Below are 17,537 nucleotides of genomic sequence, written 5' to 3' on the forward strand. Positions count from 1 at the left end.
CGGGGCTCACCGTCCCCCGGACACCCGCAACACCGCCCCCGTCGTGTACGACGCATCGGGCGACATCAACCACGCGATGGCCGCGGCGACTTCCTCGGCCTGACCGACACGGCGCAGCGGAATCGACGAGGCGGCGCGCTCGGCGCGGCCCGGATCTCCACTGGTGGCGTGCATCTCCGTGGCGATCATGCCGGGTGCGACCGCGTTGACGCGGATGCCGTCCGGGCCGAGTTCCTTGGCGAGGCCCACCGTCAGGGCGTCGACGGCGGCCTTGGTGGCCGCGTAGTGGACGAAGTCACCGGGGCTGCCGAGTGTGGCCGCCGCCGAGGACACATTGACGATGACGCCGCTCCCCCAGGCCGCCATGGACCGGGCGGCCCGCCGCGAACACAGCAGCGTGCCCAGCAGGTTGACGTCCACCACACGCCGTAGATCGGCGGGGTCGGTGTCCGCGAGCCTGCCGAGCGGACCGGTCACACCGGCGTTGTTCACCAATCCCGTCACCGGCCCGAGCCGGTCCGCCGCCGTGTCGAAGAGCCGCTCGACGTCGTCCTCGTCGGAGGTGTCCACGCGTACCGTGACGCAGCGGGCCCCCGCCGCGCGGACGGCGCTCGCGGTCCACTCCGCCGCGGCGCCGTCGCGCATGTACCCCACCGCCACGTCGTGTCCGTCCGCCGCGAGACGCGCGCACGTCGCGGCACCGATCCCCCGGCTGCCGCCCGTGACGACGGTGACGTGGCGTGTCATACGTGCCTCCTGGTGGCGAACGGGCAACCCGGGCCCACATCGAGCCCGTACTCGTCTTCGATCACTCTACGATCGAGGACGCACCGCCGGGCAAGGGGTGAGCGTGCGCCAACACGCCCTCATGGATACGTCCTAGGCGACGGGGTCCGCGGCGCCGTACGGCACGCGGAACACACGGCCTCGGGGCCCCCGCAGCCCGGGGACACCCTGCCACAGCACGGCCCCGTTCGCGCGCTCCCAGCCCGCGGTCGCCCGGGACCGCGCCCACTGGGCCAGGGCAAGCGTGACCAGCATGATCGGCGGCAGTACTTGATGGGACGCCAGGCCGATGAACAGCAGCCAGCAGGCCATGACACCCGCGAATCCCGCCGTGCGCCGCAGCGACAGCCGCCGCACCGCGTCCTGCCCGTCGCGCGGAGCGGCGACGCTCTCGATCGGCGCGGCATCGTCGTAGGTGCGCCGCAGCCGGGCGGGGAGACGAAGACTCATCGGCAGCAGCACCACGGACACGAAAACGATCGCTGTCGATCCCACCATCAGCGTCTCGAGGTGGTGAGCCGTGCCGACCAGGGCAAGCAGCACCGCTTCGGACAGCACCGCGCCGGCAGCCATCATCAGCGCGGAGATCCGCTCCAGGTACACCACGCGTATCAGCCCGTCGCGCGCGTCACCAGCCACCGTCGTACCCCTCTCACCGCCCGGACGCCCCCCACGGGCAGGCAAGATCCAACTCCGGGCGGAACACGAGGTCAATACGCGAGAGTTCGAGAATGCGCGGTCTTGACCACCACTTGGCCGATACGCGGTCTCGACCACCACTTCGCCCCTGCGCGGCCGAGTTGGCGATCATCGCGCCCGACCGACCGCTCCGGCTCGGCTGTCGACACCGCTCAGCCGCCCGTCCCCCATCGCACCGCCGCCACGGCCCCCAACGACAAGGCCGGCAGTACCCACCCCCAGCCCATGACCCGCCGCACCGACGCAAGCAGCCACAGCCCCGTCGCCGCACCGGCAGCACCGATGGTGAGGACGCACGACAGGACGATGCCGGCGTACGCGTCGTCGTCCCAGGAGCCGGACGGGCTGATGGTCAGCGCCATCCAGCAGAAGTACGCGGCGATGAGTGTGAGCAGGGTCAGGGGTACGGCGAGCACCAGGCGTAGGCAGCCGCGGTCTTCGTCCGGGTGAGACGAGTGGGACGCGTGAGACGGGTGAGACGGGTGAGACGGGTGGGAGAGGGGGCTACGGTCGGCGTCGGGGAGTCCGGTCAACGCGCCGTGTCACGCAGGACGACGAACAGGCCTCGGCTCTCGTCGCCGTTCTTCGCCCGCCAGTCGGCGACGACATGTCCTCGGGCCGACCGGGCCGCAGGGGACTGGGCAGCCTGCGTGTCGGGCCGGAGGACGCGCATGACGTCGATGGTCACGGCGCCCGCCTGCCGTCTGTGCGGCCCGGCTTCTTCCTTGGTTTCCACCACGATGGCCGTGCCGTGCTGCCGGTCGTCGACGGCTGTCGACGCGATCACGGTGGAGAAGCCGACTCCAGTGAAGTGGCTCGTGACGGAGGGGGCGGGAGTGTCGGTCTCGCTCTGCGCCTGCGGCTCGGCGCGGCCCTGGAAGAGATCGAGCAGTTGAGCGACGAGGACCGGGTCATGGGTCCCGTCGTACACCCACCGCCGTCCCAACACCCCGTGCTCGGACGTGCCGATGAGCGCCCGATCGGCTCCGTCGAGCGGCGCCCCGCGGTAGCTGAGCGGCACGTGGTACGAGCGCGGTCGCTCGCCGGAGTTGTCCGTGACCACCATGAACTCGATTCCCACCTCCCCCTGGGGATCATCGAGCCGGAAACCACCGGCCTTGGTCAGGTGCGGCTCACTCGCCGTGCCGATGTACCACGGCTGCCTGGGAAGCCAGGCGGCGAGGAGTTCCAACTTGCTGGGCGTCATCGTGGTCTTGTAGATCACAGCCATGCTTCATGAACGTCGCCCGTCGGCATGAGGTTCCTCCATGACGTGCTGCTTGACGAGTTCGTACGACCTCACTCGGTCGGCCAACGCGTAGACGGGCGTCACCAGCATGAGTTCGTCGGCACCCGTCAGGTCCGCCAGGTCCGTCAGGTGCTTCGCGACGGTCTCGGGTGAGCCGTGTGCCTGATGGGCACGGAATCTCGTCAGCACGCGCGCTTCTTCCGCGGTGAACGAGTGGGTCGCCGCCTCTTCGGGCGTGGGGAAGGGAATATCGCCTCGCCCCTTGAGGAGTCCGGCCTTGACGACATCCATCGGGCCGGCCAGCCGGGCCGCCTCCTCATCGGTCTCGGCGCATACCGTTTCCACGCAGATCAGCACGCGCGGGCGAGCGCACCAGCGGGAGGGGGAGAAGCGCTCGCGGTAGTGGCTGAGCGCGGCCAGGGTGTTGTCGGGACGAATGTGATGGGCGAAGGCGATCGGCAGCCCGAGTTCCGCGGCGAGCGCGGCGCCCGCCGTGCTCGATGAGAGCAGCCATGGCTCCGGGAGCGGGCTGAGCGCGACTTCGTCCACCAGGAAACGCAGAGTCGAGGACACGTCGTCGCGGTACTCGTCGTCCGTTGTCGGACCGGCCCCACGGCGCAGGGCCCGCGCCGTGGAATCGTCGAAGGTACCCGGACCGCGGCCGATGCCCAGGTCGATCCGGCCCGCGTGCAGTGCGGACAGCGTGCCGAATTGCTCCGCCAGCATGATCGGGGCGTGGTTCGGAGCGAGAACGCCTCCGGAGCCGAGACGGATGGACGACGTCAACGCGGCCGCGTGGGCGGTCAGGACCACGGGCGGGAACGCTCCGATGGCCGGAGAATGGTGATGCTCGGCGTACCAGAGCCGCAGGTAACCGAGGTCTTCGAGGCGCCGGGCGAACTCGGTGGTGTCTCGTAACGTGTCTCCGGCACGGGCGCCCGCTTGGACCATGGCCACTTCGAGCGCGCTGAGCGGTACGGTGATCATCCGATCAGTATAGAAATCGCCCATCCGCACCAACTCCCTTTGCTTACGAGGCGGAGTTATACACCTGTTGGCGCACGCCCCTTGGCTGCGCACCCGCCGTGGCCAACACTGAGCCGATGACGCAGCGTGTAGAGCTCGCGACCGTGATGGACCGATTCGCCGTGGACGGACTCGTGACCGAGTACGCGGTGGCCGTCGACGACGGTGACTGGGAGGCGTACCGGAGGCTGTTCGCACCGGACGGACGTGCCGACTACCGCTCGGCAGGCGGGATCGAGGGCGGCGCCGACGAGGTCGCGGGATGGCTCGCGCAGAGCATGGAGCTCTTCCCCATGCGCCAGCATCTGATCGTGAACCGGCGGCTGCGGTTCGGGTCGCTGGACCAGGAAACGGGCGACACGGCCCGGGTCCAGGCGGACTACATCAATCCGATGCGGTTCGCGGGCCACGACGGTGGGTCCACCGCGCCCGACTTCGTGTGCGGCGGCCGGTACGCCTTCGGGCTGGTGCGTACGGACCTGGGCTGGCGCCTGCGCGAGGTCGTCGTCCAGGAGAAATGGCGCCGCGCGCCGCAGCCGGGCCGGGAACCCGCCGCGACCTGACCTGACGCGCCGACCACAAGCCGCCCGAGTAGCACCCCCTGACCGGAAAGCCCTGACGGGACGCCCTCTGTCGGAGATCGTCGCCGACGCGCACACTGGAGGCATCCCCCGGGGAGGGAGGCCCTGTATGAAGAGGCCCGAGCGTTGGCCCGAGCGTTGGCTGGGCAGTGGGCCCGACCTTTGGCTCGCCTCCCCGTGGCGGCGCGCGATCGTCGCCGTACTGGCCGGCGCACTGCCGATGCTCGCCTTCCCCGCCCCTTCGTGGTGGTGGTTCGCGTACGTCGCCCTCGTGCCCTGGATCCTGCTGGCCCGCTCGGCCCCGACGGGCGGGCGGGCCGCCTACGACGGCTGGTTCGGCGGGCTGGGTTTCATGCTGGCCGTGCACCACTGGCTGCTGCCGAGTCTGAACGTGTTCACGGTCGTCATAGCGGCACTGCTCGGCGCGCTGTGGGCACCCTGGGGCTGGCTCGTCCGGCGGTTCCTCGGCGGGGTGCCCTCGGCGGGGCGGGTCGGGGCCGCGCTCCTCGTCCTGCCGTCGGGGTGGCTGATGGTCGAACTCGCCCGGTCCTGGCAGGGCCTCGGCGGGCCCTGGGGACTGCTCGGGTCGAGCCAGTGGCAGGTCGGGCCCGCGCTGCGGCTCGCGTCGGTCGGCGGGGTGTGGCTGCTCAGCTTCCTGGTGGTCGCCGTCAATGTGGCGGTCGCCGTACTGGTCGCGGTGCGTGAGTCCCGTGTGCCCGCCGTCGCCGGACTGGTCGCGACGGCCGCCGTGACCTCGGCGACCTGGGTGTGGTCGCCGCGCCCGGACGTGACCGGGCAGGTCCGGATCGCCGTCGTACAGCCCGGGGTGATCGGCGGCGCGGACAGTGCCGAGGCGCGTTTCTCACGCGAGGAGGCCCTCACCCGCACCCTCGCAGGACAGGATCCCGACCTCGTCGTCTGGGGTGAGAGCAGCGTCGGCTTCGACCTCGCGGACCGCCCCGACCTGGCGAACCGGCTCGCCGCGCTGTCCCGGCTGACCGGCGCCGACATCATGGTGAACGTCGACGCGCACCGCTCCGACCGGCCCGGGATCTACAAGAGTTCGGTCCTGGTGGGACCGCGGGGCCCGACCGGCGAGCGCTACGACAAGATGCGGCTCGTCCCCTTCGGCGAGTACATACCCGCGCGTTCCCTCCTCGGCTGGGCGACCTCGGTCGGGAAAGCGGCGGGCGAGGACCGCAGGAAGGGCACCGAGCAGGTCGTGATGAACGTCGGGCACGGACTGCGCGTCGGCCCGCTGATCTGCTTCGAGACCGCCTTCCCCGACATGAGCCGCCATCTCGCCCAGGACGGCGCCGGGGTGCTCCTCGCACAGTCCTCGACCTCGACCTTCCAGCACAGCTGGGCCCCCGAGCAGCACGCCTCGCTCGCCGCGTTGAGGGCCGCCGAGACCGGCCGCCCGATGGTGCACGCGACGCTGACCGGCGTCTCCGCCGTCTACGGCCCGAGCGGCGAGCGGATCGGCTCCTGGCTCGGCACGGACGCGAGCGCGGCGGTGGTGTACGACGTACCGCTCGCGCACGGCGTCACCCCGTACGTCCGGTTCGGCGACTGGCCGGTGCACGCGGCGCTGCTGATCCTGGCGGCACTGTGCGCGACGGAGGGCTTCCGGGCGTTCAGGCCCCGGCGGACCGCTCCTGAACCGCTCGTACCACCCGCTCGCACAGTTCATGAGTCGCCAGCGCGTCACGGGCGCTGAGTACCTTGCCCGCGCGCACCGCGTCGAGGAAGGCGAGCACGCCCTGCTCGATGCCGCGCTGCCGGGCCACCGGCACCCAGTCCCCGCGCCGCCGCACCGAAGGCTGCCCCTTGTGGTCGATCACCTCCGCGAGGTTGACCACCTGACGCTTGGTGTCCTGCCCCGAGACCTCGAGGATCTCCTCCGCCGAGCCGCTCAGCCGGTTCATCACGCCGAGCGCCGTGAAGCCGTCCCCGGCGAGTTGCAGCACGACATGGTGCACCAGGCCGCCCTCGACCCGGGCCCGCACGCTCACGTCGTCGATCGGCCCCGGCGCCAGGAACCGCAGCGTGTCCACGACGTGGATGAAGTCGTCGAGGACCATCGTGCGCACGTCCTCGGGCAGCCCTATGCGGTTCTTCTGCATCAGGATCAGGTCGCGGGGGTGATCGGCGCACTGCGTGTACCCGGGCGCGTGACGCCGGTTGAAGCCGACGGCGAGGCTGACGTTCCGCTCCTCCGCGAGCCGCACCAGACGCTCGGAGTCGGCGAGTTCGTACGCGAGCGGCTTGTCGACGAAGGTCGGCACGCCCGCTTCCAGCAGCCGCGTCACGATCTCGGGGTGCGCGACGGTGGCCGCGTGCACGAAGGCCGCGTCGAGGTTCCGCGCCAGCAGATCCGACAGGTCGGTGTGCCGCTGCTCCGGCGGCAGGCGGAGGCTGTCGCCGACCCGGGCCAGGGTCGCGGGCGTCCGCGTCTGCAGATGCAGCTCGACCCCCGGCTGGACACCGAGCACCGGCAGGTACGCCTTCTGCGCGATGTCGCCGAGTCCGATGCAGCCGACCTTCACGGGGGTCTCCTTCAGTTACGACGCGGGCCTCGCCGGAAGCATACGGCCGCCGTGGAAGGCGGGCAGGGGCTCGGCGACAGTCGGGGTGCAGGAAAAGCCTGGTGAACGGCCGTGCGCTCGACGAAACTACGGGCATGACGAAGCAGCGCACCGAACCCGCCACCAACGCCGACGAACGGTCCATGCTGGAGGGCTGGCTCGACTACCACCGCGAGACCCTGGAGATGAAGTGCGCGGGCCTCGACGACGCCCAGCTCAAGACCGCCTCGGTCGAGCCCTCCGAGTTGTCCCTGCTCGGTCTGGTGCGGCACATGGCGGAGGTGGAGCGTGGCTGGTTCCGCAAGGTTCTGGTGGGCGACGATCCGGGGCCGATCTACTACAGCGAGGAGGACCGGGACGGAGAGTTCCATCTCACCGACGCGGACACCTGGGACGAGGCGTACTCCACCTGGCAGGCCGAGATCGGGATCGCCCGGCGCAACGCGGCTCGTTTCGCGCTGGACGACTCCTGCGTGGGCAGGAGCAAGTTCACCGAGGACCCCATCAACCTGCGGTGGATCTACACCCACATGATCGAGGAGTACGCGCGTCACAACGGTCACGCGGACCTGATCCGGGAGCGGATCGACGGCGCCACGGGTGAGTGAGACAGGGGGATTCGGCGTCGGGTCACCTTGCGGACACCGGCGCCCTCCGCAGGGGCGGAAGGATCACCCGTGTGGGGCAACCTCCGCTTGTCAGCTCCCCAAACCGGGCCGGACACAGCAGAGTTGAGCGGGTGCATCGAACGACGACCGCCGCAACGCTCCTGGTCACCGTGGCCACCGCCGCGCTCTCCGGCTGTGTGACCGTCCAGCGACCGCCCGCTCCCACCCCGCCGACCGCGCCGTCCCGGCCGTCGCCGCCGCGACCCGACGGCAAGGCCGGGCCGCAGATCGTGCAGGCGCCGGCGCGCGAGGCGCTGGAACTCATCGGGCCGTCCCGGAAGCGGTCACCTGGCGCTCCGGTGCCGCACCGTACGCCCGTCCCGGCGCCCGCCGCCCCGCAGGCACCTCCGCGCCACCCGGGCGCCGCGCATCACCCACACCCGCGGCCTCACCCCCACCCACAGCCCCATCGTCCCGCACCCCGCACCGACGTCCCGCCCGTCGCTCCCGAGCAGCCGAACAACACGGACGTGTGTGCGCTCGGCCGGAAGTACGGAGGCTGGAAGGCGGACAGTCCGGAGGCGGTCATCTGCAAGGGGTCGTACGGGCATTGACCACGGCCGGTGTCCGCAGGATCTAGGGGCGCTGTCTCGGCGGGCCCAGGGTCTCCCCTCCGGACCCGCCGAAGGGACCGGGCCGCTCGACGGTGCCGGGCCCCTCGACGGCGCCGGGGTCCTCCCCCGGCCCTCCGTGCGACGGGCCCGCCCTGTCGAGTCTCAGCTCCAGACGGCCGATCGCCGCCCGTACGCCGTCCCCGTAACGGTCGTTCCCGAGGGCTCCGGCCGCGCCCCGTGCACGGCGCAGATGGCTGCGGGCGGCTTCGGAGCGGCCGAGTTTCACATAGTCGGCCGCCAGGTTCAGATGCAGCGACGGGTAGAACGCGCGCGCCGCGAGCGACCGGTGGCGCTCGGCGACGTCGCCGTCGGTGAGCTCCTCGGCCGCCGACAACGCCCGCAGGTCCCAGGCCAGTTCGTCCGCGGGGTCGTCCTGCGTGTCCGCCAGGTAGTGCGCCAGGGTGCAGCGGTGCAGGGGGTCGCCGTCCTCGCCGATCTCCCCCCACAGGTCCAGGAAACGCCCCCGAGCCTCCTCACGGTCACCACCGTGGTGCAGCATGACGACCTGGCCGATCCGGGTCATCATGGCGTCCGGCGCCGCCTGCTCCTGTTGCTCCGCCACCGCGTCCTCCAGGCTCGTCGCTGTCCCTTCCGACGCTAACCGGACACACTGACAATGAGGCTCAGGCGCCCCCGGACACCACTGAGCCGCCCCGGTGACGGCCGGACCGGACGCCCCCACCCGGCCCGGACCGCTCCAGGTCCCGGATCAGCCGAGGTTCGGAATCCGCCAGTCGATCGGCTCGTGGCCCTGCCCGGCGACCGCCTCGTTGATCTGCGTGAAGGGGCGGGAGCCGAAGAACTTCTTCGCGGAGAGCGGCGACGGGTGCGCGCCCTTCACCACGATGTGCCGCTTCTCGTCGATGAGCGGGAGCTTCTTCTGCGCGTAGTTCCCCCACAGGACGAAGACCGCCGGGTCGGGCCGCTCGGCCACGGCACGGATCACCGCGTCCGTGAACTTCTCCCAGCCCTTGCCCTTGTGCGAGTTGGCCTCACCGGAGCGCACGGTCAGCACCGCGTTCAGCAGCAGGACGCCCTGCTCGGCCCACGGCATCAGATAGCCGTTGTCCGGGATCGGGGTGCCCAGCTCCTCCTTCATCTCCTTGTAGATGTTGCGCAGCGAGGGCGGGGTCTTCACCCCGGGGCGGACCGAGAAGCACAGGCCGTGGCCCTGGCCCTCGCCGTGGTACGGGTCCTGGCCGAGGATCAGCACCTTCACCCGCTCGTACGGAGTCGCCTCCAGCGCCGCGAAGACCTCCTCGCGCGGAGGGTAGACGGGACCGTTGGCGCGCTCCTCCTCGACGAACTCGGTGAGTTCCTTGAAGTAGGGCTGCTGCAGTTCGTCACCCAGGACGCCGCGCCAGGACTCGGGCAGCATGGCGGTGTCGGTCACGTCAAGTTCCTCCGATGTGCGGTCACTTCCAGGTCTCAGAACCTACAGGCGACCACTGACAATCGGCCCCGCACCCCGTAGGACCACGCTACCCGCCGGGTCCTGCCCGTGACCTACCAGCTGGTCTTGCGGTGCAGCTCCCACATCATCATGATCGTCGAGGGGTCCAGGGCCTGCTCCCCGCCCGAGATCTCCTCGCTCGCCGCCACGAACTGCTTGCCCTGCCACAGCGGCAGCAGCCGTGCGTCGTCGACGAGGATCTGCTGGGCCGCCTCGAACTCCTTGACCACCGCTCCACGGTCGCTCTCGCGGCGCGAGGCCGGCAGCAGAGTGTCGGTGATCCGGGGCGCCGGATACGGCGTGCCGAGCGCGTTCTGCCGGCCCACGAAGGGCGCGATGAAGTTCTCGGCGTCCGGGAAGTCGGGGAACCAGCCGCGCCCGAACACCGGGTACTCGCCCTTGCGGTAGCCCTCCTCGTACGTCTTCCAGGGGCGCCCGTTGAGCGACACGCGGAACAGACCGGAGTCCTCGAGCTGCCTCTTGATCTCCTGGAACTCCGGGGCGGTCTCGGAGCCGTAGCGGTCCGTGGTGTACCAGAGGGTGAGGGGGACGCGCTCGGTGATGCCCGCCTCCGAGAGGATCTGCCGGGCCTTGGACGAACTGGGGTCCCCGTAGTCGTCGAAAAAGCCCGTGGTGTGACCGGTCAGGCCCGCGGGGACCATGGAGTACAGCGGGTCGACCGTGTCCTTGTAGACCTTGTGCGCGATCGCCGCACGGTCGATGACCTGGGCGACCGCCTTGCGCACCGCGAGCTTCTTGGCCCACGGGTCCTTCGGGTTGAACACCAGGTAGCTGATCTCCATGCCCGCGCCCTCGACGAGCTGGAGGCCGTTGTCCGCTCCCTTGCTCCGGAGCGAGACGATGTCCTTGGAGGCCAGGCCGCGGAACGTGACGTCGATCTTCTTGTCCTTGAGGGCGTCGACCATCTGCCCCGAGTCCTGGAAGTAGCGGATCGTGACCGCGTCGTTCTTGAGCTCGGCGAAGCCCTTGTAGTGGTCGTTCCTGACGAGTTCGGCCTGCTTGCCGTCCTCGTAGGAGCGCAGGCTGTACGGCCCGGACCCGAAGACCTTGCCGTCCTTGCGCAGCGAGTGCGCGGGGTAGTCGTCGGGGTCGACGATCGACATGGCCGGGGTGGCGAGGACGAACGGGAACGTCGCGTCCGATTTGTTCAGGTGGAAGACGAGTTCGCGCGCGTTCAGTACCTGGATCCGGTCGAGGCTGCCGAGGAGGCCGGCGGGGCCACCGGGCAGGTTGATCCTCTTGATCCGGTCGATCGAGTACTTGACGGCCTGGGCGTCCAAGGTGTCGCCGTCGGAGAACCTCATGTCGGCGCGCAGCTTGCAGCGGTACACGAGGTTCGAGGTGTCCGCGAACGCACAGCTCTGGGCGGCGTCGGGCTCGGGCGTGGTGGCCCCGGAGGGGTAACTGAGCAGCGTCTGGTAGATGTTGCGGAACAGTTCCCAGGAGCCGTCCCAGGAGGCGGCCGGATCCAGCGTGCTCGGGGCACTGGTGGTGCCCACGACGATCGGTCCCTTGTCGTCGGACGACGCCGAGGACAGGACGCCGCACCCGGCCACCAGGGTGATGGACGTGACCGCCGCCAGATGCCGCAGACATGGGTTCCGGTTGAACACGCGCACGCTCCTCGATCTGCCGTACCAAGGGTCGGCAGACCTTACCGCAGCGTCACACCGGTGAATCCATGTTCTCGGCAGGGCACTTGATCAGCGCGTTTGTGACTACGTTGTCATTTGGCTGTACGTCTTCATACGTCGACGCGAGCGCCGATTTCGTCCATCAGCGCCCGCGTCGATGCTCCGTTCGTCCCGTCTCGGGACTCCGGTCAGCCCACTCCGGCGTTCAGGAAGATGCCGCCGTCGACGACGAGCGTCTGACCGGTGATCCAGTCCGACTGCGACGAGGTGAGGAAGGCGGCGGCGCCTCCGATGTCGGAGGGCACACCGAGCCGGCCGAGCGGGTAGGACGCGGCCGCCTCCGCCTCCCGGCCTTCGTACAGGGCCTGCGCGAACTTGGTCTTGACGACGGCGGGCGCGATCGCGTTGACCCGCACCTTGGGCGCGAACTCGTGCGCCAGCTGCACGGTCAGGTTGATCATGGCGGCCTTGCTCATGCCGTACGCGCCGATGAAGGGCGAGGGGGCGATGCCGGCGACGGACGCGATGTTGACGATCGCGCCGCCGTTCTCGCTCTGCCAGGCCTTCCAGGTCAGCTGGGCGAAGCCGAGCGCCGAGATGACGTTGGTCTCGAAGACCTTGCGTGCCACGTCCAGGTCCAGGTCGGCCATCGGGCCGAACACGGGGTTCGTACCGGCGTTGTTGACCAGGTAGTCGACGCGGCCGAAGGCTTCCATGGTGCGCTCGACGACCGTGGCCTGGTGGGCCAGGTCGTGCGCCTTGCCGGCGACGCCGATGACGCGGTCGGCACCGAGTGCCTCGACGGCCTCCTTCAGGGCGTCCTCGTTGCGGCCCGTGATGCACACGCGGTCACCGCGCGCGACGAGGGCCTCCGCGATGCCGTAGCCGATGCCGCGGCTCGCGCCCGTGATGAGCGCGACCTTGCCGGAGAGTTCGGGGAGTGTGGTCATGTCGTGCCCTCCGGCGTCAGTTGAGCGGTCCGCCGGCCACGTACAGCACCTGGCCGGAGACGAATCCGGCGGCCTCGCCGGTGAAGAAGGCGATCGCGTTGGCGATGTCGTCGGGGTTGCCGACGCGCTGCACGGGGATCTGGGTGGCGGCCGCGGCCTGGAAGTCCTCGAAGCCCATGCCGACGCGCTCGGCGGTGGCCGCCGTCATGTCGGTGGCGATGAAGCCGGGCGCGACGGCGTTGGCGGTGACGCCGAACTTGCCGAGCTCGATGGCGAGGGTCTTGGTGAGGCCCTGGAGACCGGCCTTGGCGGCGGAGTAGTTGGCCTGGCCGCGGTTGCCGAGCGCCGAGGACGACGACAGGTTGACGATCCGGCCGAACTTGGCGTCCACCATGTACTTCTGGCAGGCCTTGGCCATCAGGAAGGCGCCGCGCAGGTGCACGTTCATGACCGTGTCCCAGTCGGACGCGGCCATCTTGAACAGCAGGTTGTCGCGGAGCACGCCCGCGTTGTTCACCAGGACGGTCGGCGCACCGAGTTCCTCGGCGATCCGGGCGACCGCGGCCTCGACCTGGGCCTCGTCGGAGACGTCGCAGCCGACCGCGATGGCCTTGCCACCGGCGGCGGTGATCTTCTCGACGGTGTCCTTGCACGCGGCCTCGTCGAGGTCGATCACCGCGACGGCGCGGCCCTCGGCGGCCAGTCGTACGGCGGTCGCGGCGCCGATGCCGCGCGCGGCACCGGTGACTACGGCGACGCGCTGCTCAGTGGTGGACATTGCTGGTTCTCCTCGCCCTTGAAAAGCCCTGCGGCTTGAAATGCCCTGCGGTGGAATGTCCTGCGGCGGAATGTCTTGCGGCTCACACGGTACGCCCGTCCGGTGAGCGACCGCTTAGTACCTTCGGTAGACGTGACGCTAGAAGCCCTGGCACCCGGTGTCAACGGCACACCACGCGGGTGTGATCCATTACCTGACCAGCAACTGGAGCAACCGCTCCGTCTCCGCCTCCGGATCGGCGGTGAGTCCGGTGTGCACGGGCCCCGGCTGCACGACCGTCGAACGGGGCGCGATCAGCCAGCGAAAACGCCGCCCGGCATCGTCACCAGCGGCCTGACCTGCCGCTTTGCCTCCCGCGCAGACCCCCTCGACCGCCCGCAGCGCGGCCCGTACGCCGGTCACGTCGGCCTCCGGGTCCAGGGCCAGCAGCTTGGTCTCGTCCAGATGGGTACGGACCCCGACGAAGGACTTGGCGCGGCAGTACACCAGTACGCCCGCGTTGAAGCACTCGCCGCGCTCGACCCGCGGCACCACGCGCAGCAGCGCGTACTCGAAGACGTCCCGCTCGCTCACTTGTCCCCCTCGAAGCCCTTGATGCGCCCCTCGATCACGCCGGCCCGCGCCAGCAGCGGCTGCGCGTAGGCACGCCGCAGGGCGTCCGGCGAGTCGAAGCCGGGTTCGTCGGCCAGCCACGCGTCGGGGATCTCCGCGGTCACCTCGGCCAGCAGGTCCTCGGTCACCAGCGGCGCCAGCTCGGCCGCGGCGGAGGCGATGTCCGGGCCGAAGGGCGCGAGCGCGTGGTCGGAGGCGTCGTAGGGCTTGGCCGCGGAGGTCACCGCGCCCGGCCAGTGGTGATGCCAGATCATGGTGGCGCCGTGGTCGATGAGCCACAGGTCGCCGTGCCACATCAGCAGATTGGGGTTGCGCCAGGAACGGTCGACGTTGTTGACCAGCGCGTCGAACCAGACGATCCGCCCGGCCTCCTCGGGGCTCACCTCGAAGGCGAGGGAGTCGAAGCCGATCGCGCCGGGGAGGAAGTCCATCCCGAGGTTCGGTCCGCCGCTCGACTTGAGCAGCTCCTGCACTTCCTGGTCCGGCTCCCCGAGCCCCAGGACCGGGTCGAGGCCGAGTGTCACCAGGCCGGGCACGCGCAGGCCGAGCCGGCGGGCGAGTTCACCGCAGACGACCTCCGCGACGAGCGTCTTGCGCCCCTGCCCCGCGCCGGTGAACTTCATGACGTACGTCCCGAGATCGTCGGCCTCGACGAGCCCCGGCAGCGAGCCGCCCTCACGCAGCGGCGTGATGTAGCGGGTCACGATGACTTCCTTGAGCATCGCCCCAGGCTACTGGGGTGGTCACGGCCACCGGACGCGACCCGTGGGCGCCCGCGGCGGCGGTGTCCCGAGCAGATCGGCGCGGCTGTCGAACCGCTGTCGATTCGGTCAAGAAGTCCTCAGCTCCTGAACAGGGCAGACGGGCGGACCGTACCTCTGTACGGATCACCATCACGTCCGTTGAAGGGAATGTCAGCATGACCAGCGAATCGCTTCACCCCGTTCCGGCCCCGGCCCGCCGCACCGTCGTGGCGGCGGTCGGTACGGCGGGACTCGCCGTCGCGCTGACCGCGTGCGGGTCGGACAACAAGTCCTCCGACTCGACCAGCTCCAACTCCGGCTCCGGCGCGAGCGCGAGCAGCGGGGGTACGGGCGGGGGCGACAACGCCGCGGCGGGCAACGCGGGCGGCACGGTCCTCGCCAAGACCACCGACATCCCGGAGGGCGGCGGCAAGGTCTTCGAGTCCCAGGGCGTCGTCGTCACCCAGCCGACCGCGGGCACCTACAAGGCCTTCTCCTCCAAGTGCACCCACCAGGGCTGTGCGGTGAAGGGCATCGCCAACAACGTGATCACCTGCCCGTGCCACAACAGCCAGTTCTCAGCGACCGACGGCAGCGTGAAGAAGGGGCCCGCGACGCAGCCGCTGGCCGCCGCCAACATCACCGTGGACGGGGACTCGATCAAGCTCGCGTGACGCGGCCGGGGCCGCGCCTCAGCGGCGCGGCCTCTCGAAGCAGGCCAGCACGTCGTCGGTCGCCGTGATCGTGGCGACCAGGGCGAGCGTGTTGCGGATCATCGCGGGGGTGTAGTCGGAGGGCACCCCCGCGATCGCGTCCGCGGGCACCACGGCGTTGTAGCCGCGGTTCACGGCGTCGAACACGGTGTTGGGGACGGCCACGTTGGCGGAGACTCCGGTCACGACGAGGGTGCGGCAGCCCAGGTTGCGCAGCAGCGCGTCGACGTCGGTGCCCGCGAGCGGGGACAGGCCGTGCAGGCGACGTACGACGAAGTCCTCCTCGGCGACCTCGATCGGCGGCGCGACGCGGACCGCGGTGGTGCCCGACAGCTGTTGCACGGGCAGCCGTTCGGCCGCGCGGAACAGGCGGGCGTTGTGGTTGGCGCCCCGCCCGTCGGGCCGTCGCTCGGCGATCGCGTGGATCACCTGGACGCCGCCGCGGTGGGCACCGGCCACCAGCCGGGCGATGTTCGCGAGTGCCCCCGACGACCGGGCCTCCTTGGCGAGTTCGGGCAGTGCGCTGTCCGGGCCGACGACACCCTGCTGGCATTCCACGGTGAGCAGAACGGTCCCGTCCGGGTCGAGGAGTGTGCTGAGCTGTTCACGCGACGGCATGACTCCCCTTGTCGTCGAGGGTCGGGCGGGCGAGCGTAACGAGCATTGCGCAAGGACGGAAGACGGCCCATGCTTTTCTGACGCACTGTCAGAGGATCTCTGTCGACACAGAAGATCGACGCATCAGGTCGACATGAAAGAAGAGGTGACCGCATGACCGTCACTCAGCGCAGGGGTCGGAAGATCATGATGACCCCGGGCGAGCTGGACGAGTTCCTCACCACCCAGCGCACCTGCCGCGTCGCCACGGTGTCGAGGGACGGCGCCCCGCACGTGAGCGCGCTCTGGTTCGTCTGGGACGGCACCTCGTTGTGGCTGTACTCCGTGGTACGCAGCAAGCGCTGGACGGAGCTGAGCCGCGACCCACGGGTCGCGGTGGTGATCGACACCGGCGAGGAGTACGGGGAGCTGCGCGGCGTCGAGCTGTCCGGCGCGGTGGAGTTCGTGGGCGAGGTCCCCCGCACCGGGGAGCTGTGCGCCGAACTCGACGTCCCCGAGACCTTGTTCGCCCGCAAGAACTTCGGCCTGGAGGAAATGCCGCACGACGGCCGCCACGCGTGGGCCCGGCTGACGCCGACAGCCATAGCCTCCTGGGACTTCCGCAAGCTGCCGCCGCTCTAGGCCGGAGGTGAGCCGGCAATATTGCGAACCTCCCGTGAGGTGAGGCGGCGGCGTGGGACTTCCGCGAGCCCTCCCGACCGCACGACGTCCGCACGCTGTCCCGACCGCACGACGTCCCCACCGCGAGACGTCCGCGAGCTCTCCCCACCGCGAGACGTCCGCGAGCCACCACGGCAACCGGCCGCGCAGCCGTCGGCCCGCCGCAGCCCAGGTCACCGCTCAGCCGATGCTCTCCCCCGCCGCCCGCAGCGCCGCGACCGCCGCTCTGATCGACGGGCGGCGGTCGGCGTCCGCGCGCCAGATCACGTAGACATGCCGCCGGACGGCCTGCCGCAACGGCACCGTGACGACTCCGTCCGGCATCGGATGGCGCCCGAGCAGCGGCGCGATGCAGACACCGAGCCCCGCGGCGACCAGGCCGAGCTGGGTGTGCGTCTCGGCGGCGCGATGGCCGATGTGCGGCTCGACGCCCCGGGAGCGCAACGTGAACATCAGCCACTCGTGGCAGAACTCGCCCTCGGCCCAGGTGATCCACTCGTCGTCGGCGAAGTCGCCGAGGTCGACCTCCGCGCGGTCCGCGAGCCGGTGGCCGACCGGCATCGCCACGTCGGCCGGGTCGTCGAGGATCGGGGCCTTGACCAGGCCGTCGGGCAGCGGCATCGGCTTGTTGTACCAGTCGAGCACCACCGCCAGATCGAGGTCGCCCCGGATCACTCCGGCGACCCCGGCCTCGGGCTCCAGTTCGCTGGAGCGCACCCGCAGCCCGGGGTGATCGGCGCGCAGCGCGGCGAGCGCGGTGGGGAACAGCCCGCGCGCGGCGGTCGGAAAGGCGGAGAGCCGCAGCTCACCGACGACCTGACCGCGCTGGGCCTCCAGGTCGGACTGGGCGAGCTCGACCTGCGACAGGATGCGCGCGGCATGCTCGGCGAGCAGCCGCCCGGCATCCGTGAGACGCACCCCGCGCCCGTTCTTGGCGAGCAGCTGCTGCCCCACCTCGCGCTCCAGCTTGGACATCTGCTGGGAGACGGCCGACGTCGTGACATGCAGTCCCTCGGCCGCACCGCTCACCGAGCCGTGCCGGGCGAGGGCGTCGAGGGTGCGCAGACGCTCCAGATTCAACATATAAGCAATGCTACGAGATACCGCTCGAAAAATCTCGCTTGTGCTACGAGATCGTCTGCTT

Annotated in this window: 21 protein-coding genes; 6 read left to right on the forward strand and 15 right to left on the reverse strand. The window is 70.4% G+C overall.

Features of this window, described 5'->3' with window-relative positions; translation table 11 throughout:
* Window positions 1–6: 6 nt before the first annotated feature.
* From KVT44_RS14720 to KVT44_RS14740, 5 genes are all read right to left on the reverse strand, one after another.
* A complete protein-coding gene (locus tag KVT44_RS14720) occupies window positions 7–747 on the reverse strand; it encodes an SDR family NAD(P)-dependent oxidoreductase (RefSeq protein ID WP_217567379.1) in 741 nt (246 codons plus the stop codon).
* A 132-nt stretch (window positions 748–879) separates the two neighbouring features.
* Window positions 880–1,425, reverse strand: coding sequence for a hypothetical protein (locus tag KVT44_RS14725; RefSeq protein WP_217567380.1), 546 nt, complete (start codon window positions 1,423–1,425; stop codon window positions 880–882).
* A 212-nt stretch (window positions 1,426–1,637) separates the two neighbouring features.
* On the reverse strand, window positions 1,638–1,901 hold the full coding sequence (locus tag KVT44_RS14730) for a hypothetical protein (protein ID WP_308314004.1): 264 nt from the start codon (window positions 1,899–1,901) through the stop codon (window positions 1,638–1,640).
* Window positions 1,902–2,014: 113 nt separating this feature from the next.
* Entirely contained in the window at window positions 2,015–2,716 is a 702-nt protein-coding gene (locus tag KVT44_RS14735) for a 1,4-alpha-glucan branching protein (protein ID WP_217567381.1), read from the reverse strand.
* A 3-nt stretch (window positions 2,717–2,719) separates the two neighbouring features.
* On the reverse strand, window positions 2,720–3,721 hold the full coding sequence (locus KVT44_RS14740) for an LLM class flavin-dependent oxidoreductase (protein ID WP_217567417.1): 1,002 nt from the start codon (window positions 3,719–3,721) through the stop codon (window positions 2,720–2,722).
* A gap of 116 nt (window positions 3,722–3,837) precedes the next feature.
* On the opposite strand from KVT44_RS14740, the gene KVT44_RS14745 reads away from it, so the two are divergent.
* Window positions 3,838–4,323, forward strand: a complete 486-nt coding sequence (locus tag KVT44_RS14745) for a nuclear transport factor 2 family protein (protein ID WP_075032511.1) — start codon at window positions 3,838–3,840, stop codon at window positions 4,321–4,323.
* Window positions 4,324–4,450: 127 nt separating this feature from the next.
* On the forward strand, window positions 4,451–6,061 hold the full coding sequence (gene lnt / locus KVT44_RS14750) for an apolipoprotein N-acyltransferase (RefSeq protein ID WP_217567382.1): 1,611 nt from the start codon (window positions 4,451–4,453) through the stop codon (window positions 6,059–6,061).
* Here the strand turns inward: lnt and KVT44_RS14755 are convergent.
* Complete coding sequence (locus KVT44_RS14755; RefSeq protein WP_190169085.1) at window positions 5,979–6,890, reverse strand: Gfo/Idh/MocA family protein; 912 nt, start codon at window positions 6,888–6,890, stop codon at window positions 5,979–5,981. The two genes, lnt and KVT44_RS14755, sit on opposite strands and share 83 nt — an antisense overlap.
* Window positions 6,891–7,024: 134 nt before the next feature.
* Here KVT44_RS14755 and KVT44_RS14760 point away from each other — a divergent pair, with 134 nt between their 5' ends.
* Window positions 7,025–7,537 carry a DinB family protein gene (locus KVT44_RS14760; RefSeq protein WP_217567383.1) on the forward strand — a complete coding sequence of 171 codons (513 nt, stop codon included), beginning with the start codon at window positions 7,025–7,027 and terminating at the stop codon, window positions 7,535–7,537.
* Window positions 7,538–7,668: 131 nt separating this feature from the next.
* On the forward strand, window positions 7,669–8,151 hold the full coding sequence (locus tag KVT44_RS14765; RefSeq protein WP_217567384.1) for a hypothetical protein: 483 nt from the start codon (window positions 7,669–7,671) through the stop codon (window positions 8,149–8,151).
* Window positions 8,152–8,173: 22 nt separating this feature from the next.
* On the opposite strand, the gene KVT44_RS14770 is transcribed toward KVT44_RS14765, so the two are convergent.
* The 7 genes from KVT44_RS14770 to KVT44_RS14800 all read right to left on the reverse strand — a co-directional run bounded on the left by KVT44_RS14770 (window position 8,174) and on the right by KVT44_RS14800 (window position 14,381).
* Window positions 8,174–8,773 carry a tetratricopeptide repeat protein gene (locus KVT44_RS14770; RefSeq protein ID WP_217567385.1) on the reverse strand — a complete coding sequence of 200 codons (600 nt, stop codon included), beginning with the start codon at window positions 8,771–8,773 and terminating at the stop codon, window positions 8,174–8,176.
* A 147-nt stretch (window positions 8,774–8,920) separates the two neighbouring features.
* On the reverse strand, window positions 8,921–9,604 hold the full coding sequence (locus KVT44_RS14775; RefSeq protein ID WP_075032516.1) for a uracil-DNA glycosylase: 684 nt from the start codon (window positions 9,602–9,604) through the stop codon (window positions 8,921–8,923).
* A gap of 113 nt (window positions 9,605–9,717) precedes the next feature.
* A complete protein-coding gene (locus KVT44_RS14780; RefSeq protein WP_217567386.1) occupies window positions 9,718–11,298 on the reverse strand; it encodes an ABC transporter substrate-binding protein in 1,581 nt (526 codons plus the stop codon).
* A gap of 209 nt (window positions 11,299–11,507) precedes the next feature.
* Window positions 11,508–12,269, reverse strand: a complete 762-nt coding sequence (locus KVT44_RS14785; RefSeq protein ID WP_099923885.1) for an SDR family oxidoreductase — start codon at window positions 12,267–12,269, stop codon at window positions 11,508–11,510.
* Window positions 12,270–12,285: 16 nt separating this feature from the next.
* Window positions 12,286–13,047, reverse strand: coding sequence for a 3-oxoacyl-ACP reductase FabG (gene fabG, locus KVT44_RS14790; protein WP_099923884.1), 762 nt, complete (start codon window positions 13,045–13,047; stop codon window positions 12,286–12,288).
* Between the two features lie 189 nt (window positions 13,048–13,236).
* Window positions 13,237–13,620, reverse strand: coding sequence for a DUF3037 domain-containing protein (locus KVT44_RS14795; RefSeq protein ID WP_060900867.1), 384 nt, complete (start codon window positions 13,618–13,620; stop codon window positions 13,237–13,239).
* Complete coding sequence (locus tag KVT44_RS14800; protein WP_217567387.1) at window positions 13,617–14,381, reverse strand: HipA family kinase; 765 nt, start codon at window positions 14,379–14,381, stop codon at window positions 13,617–13,619. Before KVT44_RS14800 ends, KVT44_RS14795 begins: the two co-directional genes overlap by 4 nt.
* A gap of 197 nt (window positions 14,382–14,578) precedes the next feature.
* Between KVT44_RS14800 and KVT44_RS14805 the strand changes: the two genes are divergently transcribed.
* Window positions 14,579–15,076: a Rieske (2Fe-2S) protein gene (locus tag KVT44_RS14805; protein ID WP_099923882.1), complete on the forward strand. Its 498-nt coding sequence runs from the start codon at window positions 14,579–14,581 to the stop codon at window positions 15,074–15,076.
* A gap of 18 nt (window positions 15,077–15,094) precedes the next feature.
* Here KVT44_RS14805 and KVT44_RS14810 read toward each other — a convergent pair whose 3' ends face one another.
* A complete protein-coding gene (locus KVT44_RS14810) occupies window positions 15,095–15,733 on the reverse strand; it encodes a cysteine hydrolase (protein WP_190169079.1) in 639 nt (212 codons plus the stop codon).
* A 153-nt stretch (window positions 15,734–15,886) separates the two neighbouring features.
* On the opposite strand from KVT44_RS14810, the gene KVT44_RS14815 reads away from it, so the two are divergent.
* Window positions 15,887–16,354: a pyridoxamine 5'-phosphate oxidase family protein gene (locus tag KVT44_RS14815; RefSeq protein ID WP_099923880.1), complete on the forward strand. Its 468-nt coding sequence runs from the start codon at window positions 15,887–15,889 to the stop codon at window positions 16,352–16,354.
* Between the two features lie 219 nt (window positions 16,355–16,573).
* On the opposite strand, the gene KVT44_RS14820 is transcribed toward KVT44_RS14815, so the two are convergent.
* On the reverse strand, window positions 16,574–17,476 hold the full coding sequence (locus KVT44_RS14820) for a LysR family transcriptional regulator (RefSeq protein WP_099923879.1): 903 nt from the start codon (window positions 17,474–17,476) through the stop codon (window positions 16,574–16,576).
* Window positions 17,477–17,537: the final 61 nt, after the last annotated feature.

Origin of the sequence: Streptomyces sp. GbtcB7 (genome assembly GCF_019091445.1) — a bacterium.
GTDB lineage: Bacteria > Actinomycetota > Actinomycetes > Streptomycetales > Streptomycetaceae > Streptomyces > Streptomyces mirabilis.

What these genes read in the sequence shown, in the direction of transcription:
- KVT44_RS14805 (WP_099923882.1), top strand. Translation starts at nt 14,579, where the DNA reads ATGACCAGCGAATCGCTTCACCCCGTTCCGGCCCCGGCCCGCCGCACC.
- lnt (WP_217567382.1), top strand. Translation starts at nt 4,451, where the DNA reads ATGAAGAGGCCCGAGCGTTGGCCCGAGCGTTGGCTGGGCAGTGGGCCC.
- KVT44_RS14820 (WP_099923879.1), bottom strand. Translation starts at nt 17,476, where the DNA reads ATGTTGAATCTGGAGCGTCTGCGCACCCTCGACGCCCTCGCCCGGCAC.
- KVT44_RS14815 (WP_099923880.1), top strand. Translation starts at nt 15,887, where the DNA reads ATGACCGTCACTCAGCGCAGGGGTCGGAAGATCATGATGACCCCGGGC.
- KVT44_RS14740 (WP_217567417.1), bottom strand. Translation starts at nt 3,721, where the DNA reads ATGATCACCGTACCGCTCAGCGCGCTCGAAGTGGCCATGGTCCAAGCG.
- KVT44_RS14800 (WP_217567387.1), bottom strand. Translation starts at nt 14,381, where the DNA reads ATGCTCAAGGAAGTCATCGTGACCCGCTACATCACGCCGCTGCGTGAG.
- fabG (WP_099923884.1), bottom strand. Translation starts at nt 13,047, where the DNA reads ATGTCCACCACTGAGCAGCGCGTCGCCGTAGTCACCGGTGCCGCGCGC.
- KVT44_RS14785 (WP_099923885.1), bottom strand. Translation starts at nt 12,269, where the DNA reads ATGACCACACTCCCCGAACTCTCCGGCAAGGTCGCGCTCATCACGGGC.
- KVT44_RS14745 (WP_075032511.1), top strand. Translation starts at nt 3,838, where the DNA reads ATGACGCAGCGTGTAGAGCTCGCGACCGTGATGGACCGATTCGCCGTG.
- KVT44_RS14720 (WP_217567379.1), bottom strand. Translation starts at nt 747, where the DNA reads ATGACACGCCACGTCACCGTCGTCACGGGCGGCAGCCGGGGGATCGGT.
- KVT44_RS14760 (WP_217567383.1), top strand. Translation starts at nt 7,025, where the DNA reads ATGACGAAGCAGCGCACCGAACCCGCCACCAACGCCGACGAACGGTCC.
- KVT44_RS14810 (WP_190169079.1), bottom strand. Translation starts at nt 15,733, where the DNA reads ATGCCGTCGCGTGAACAGCTCAGCACACTCCTCGACCCGGACGGGACC.
- KVT44_RS14735 (WP_217567381.1), bottom strand. Translation starts at nt 2,716, where the DNA reads ATGGCTGTGATCTACAAGACCACGATGACGCCCAGCAAGTTGGAACTC.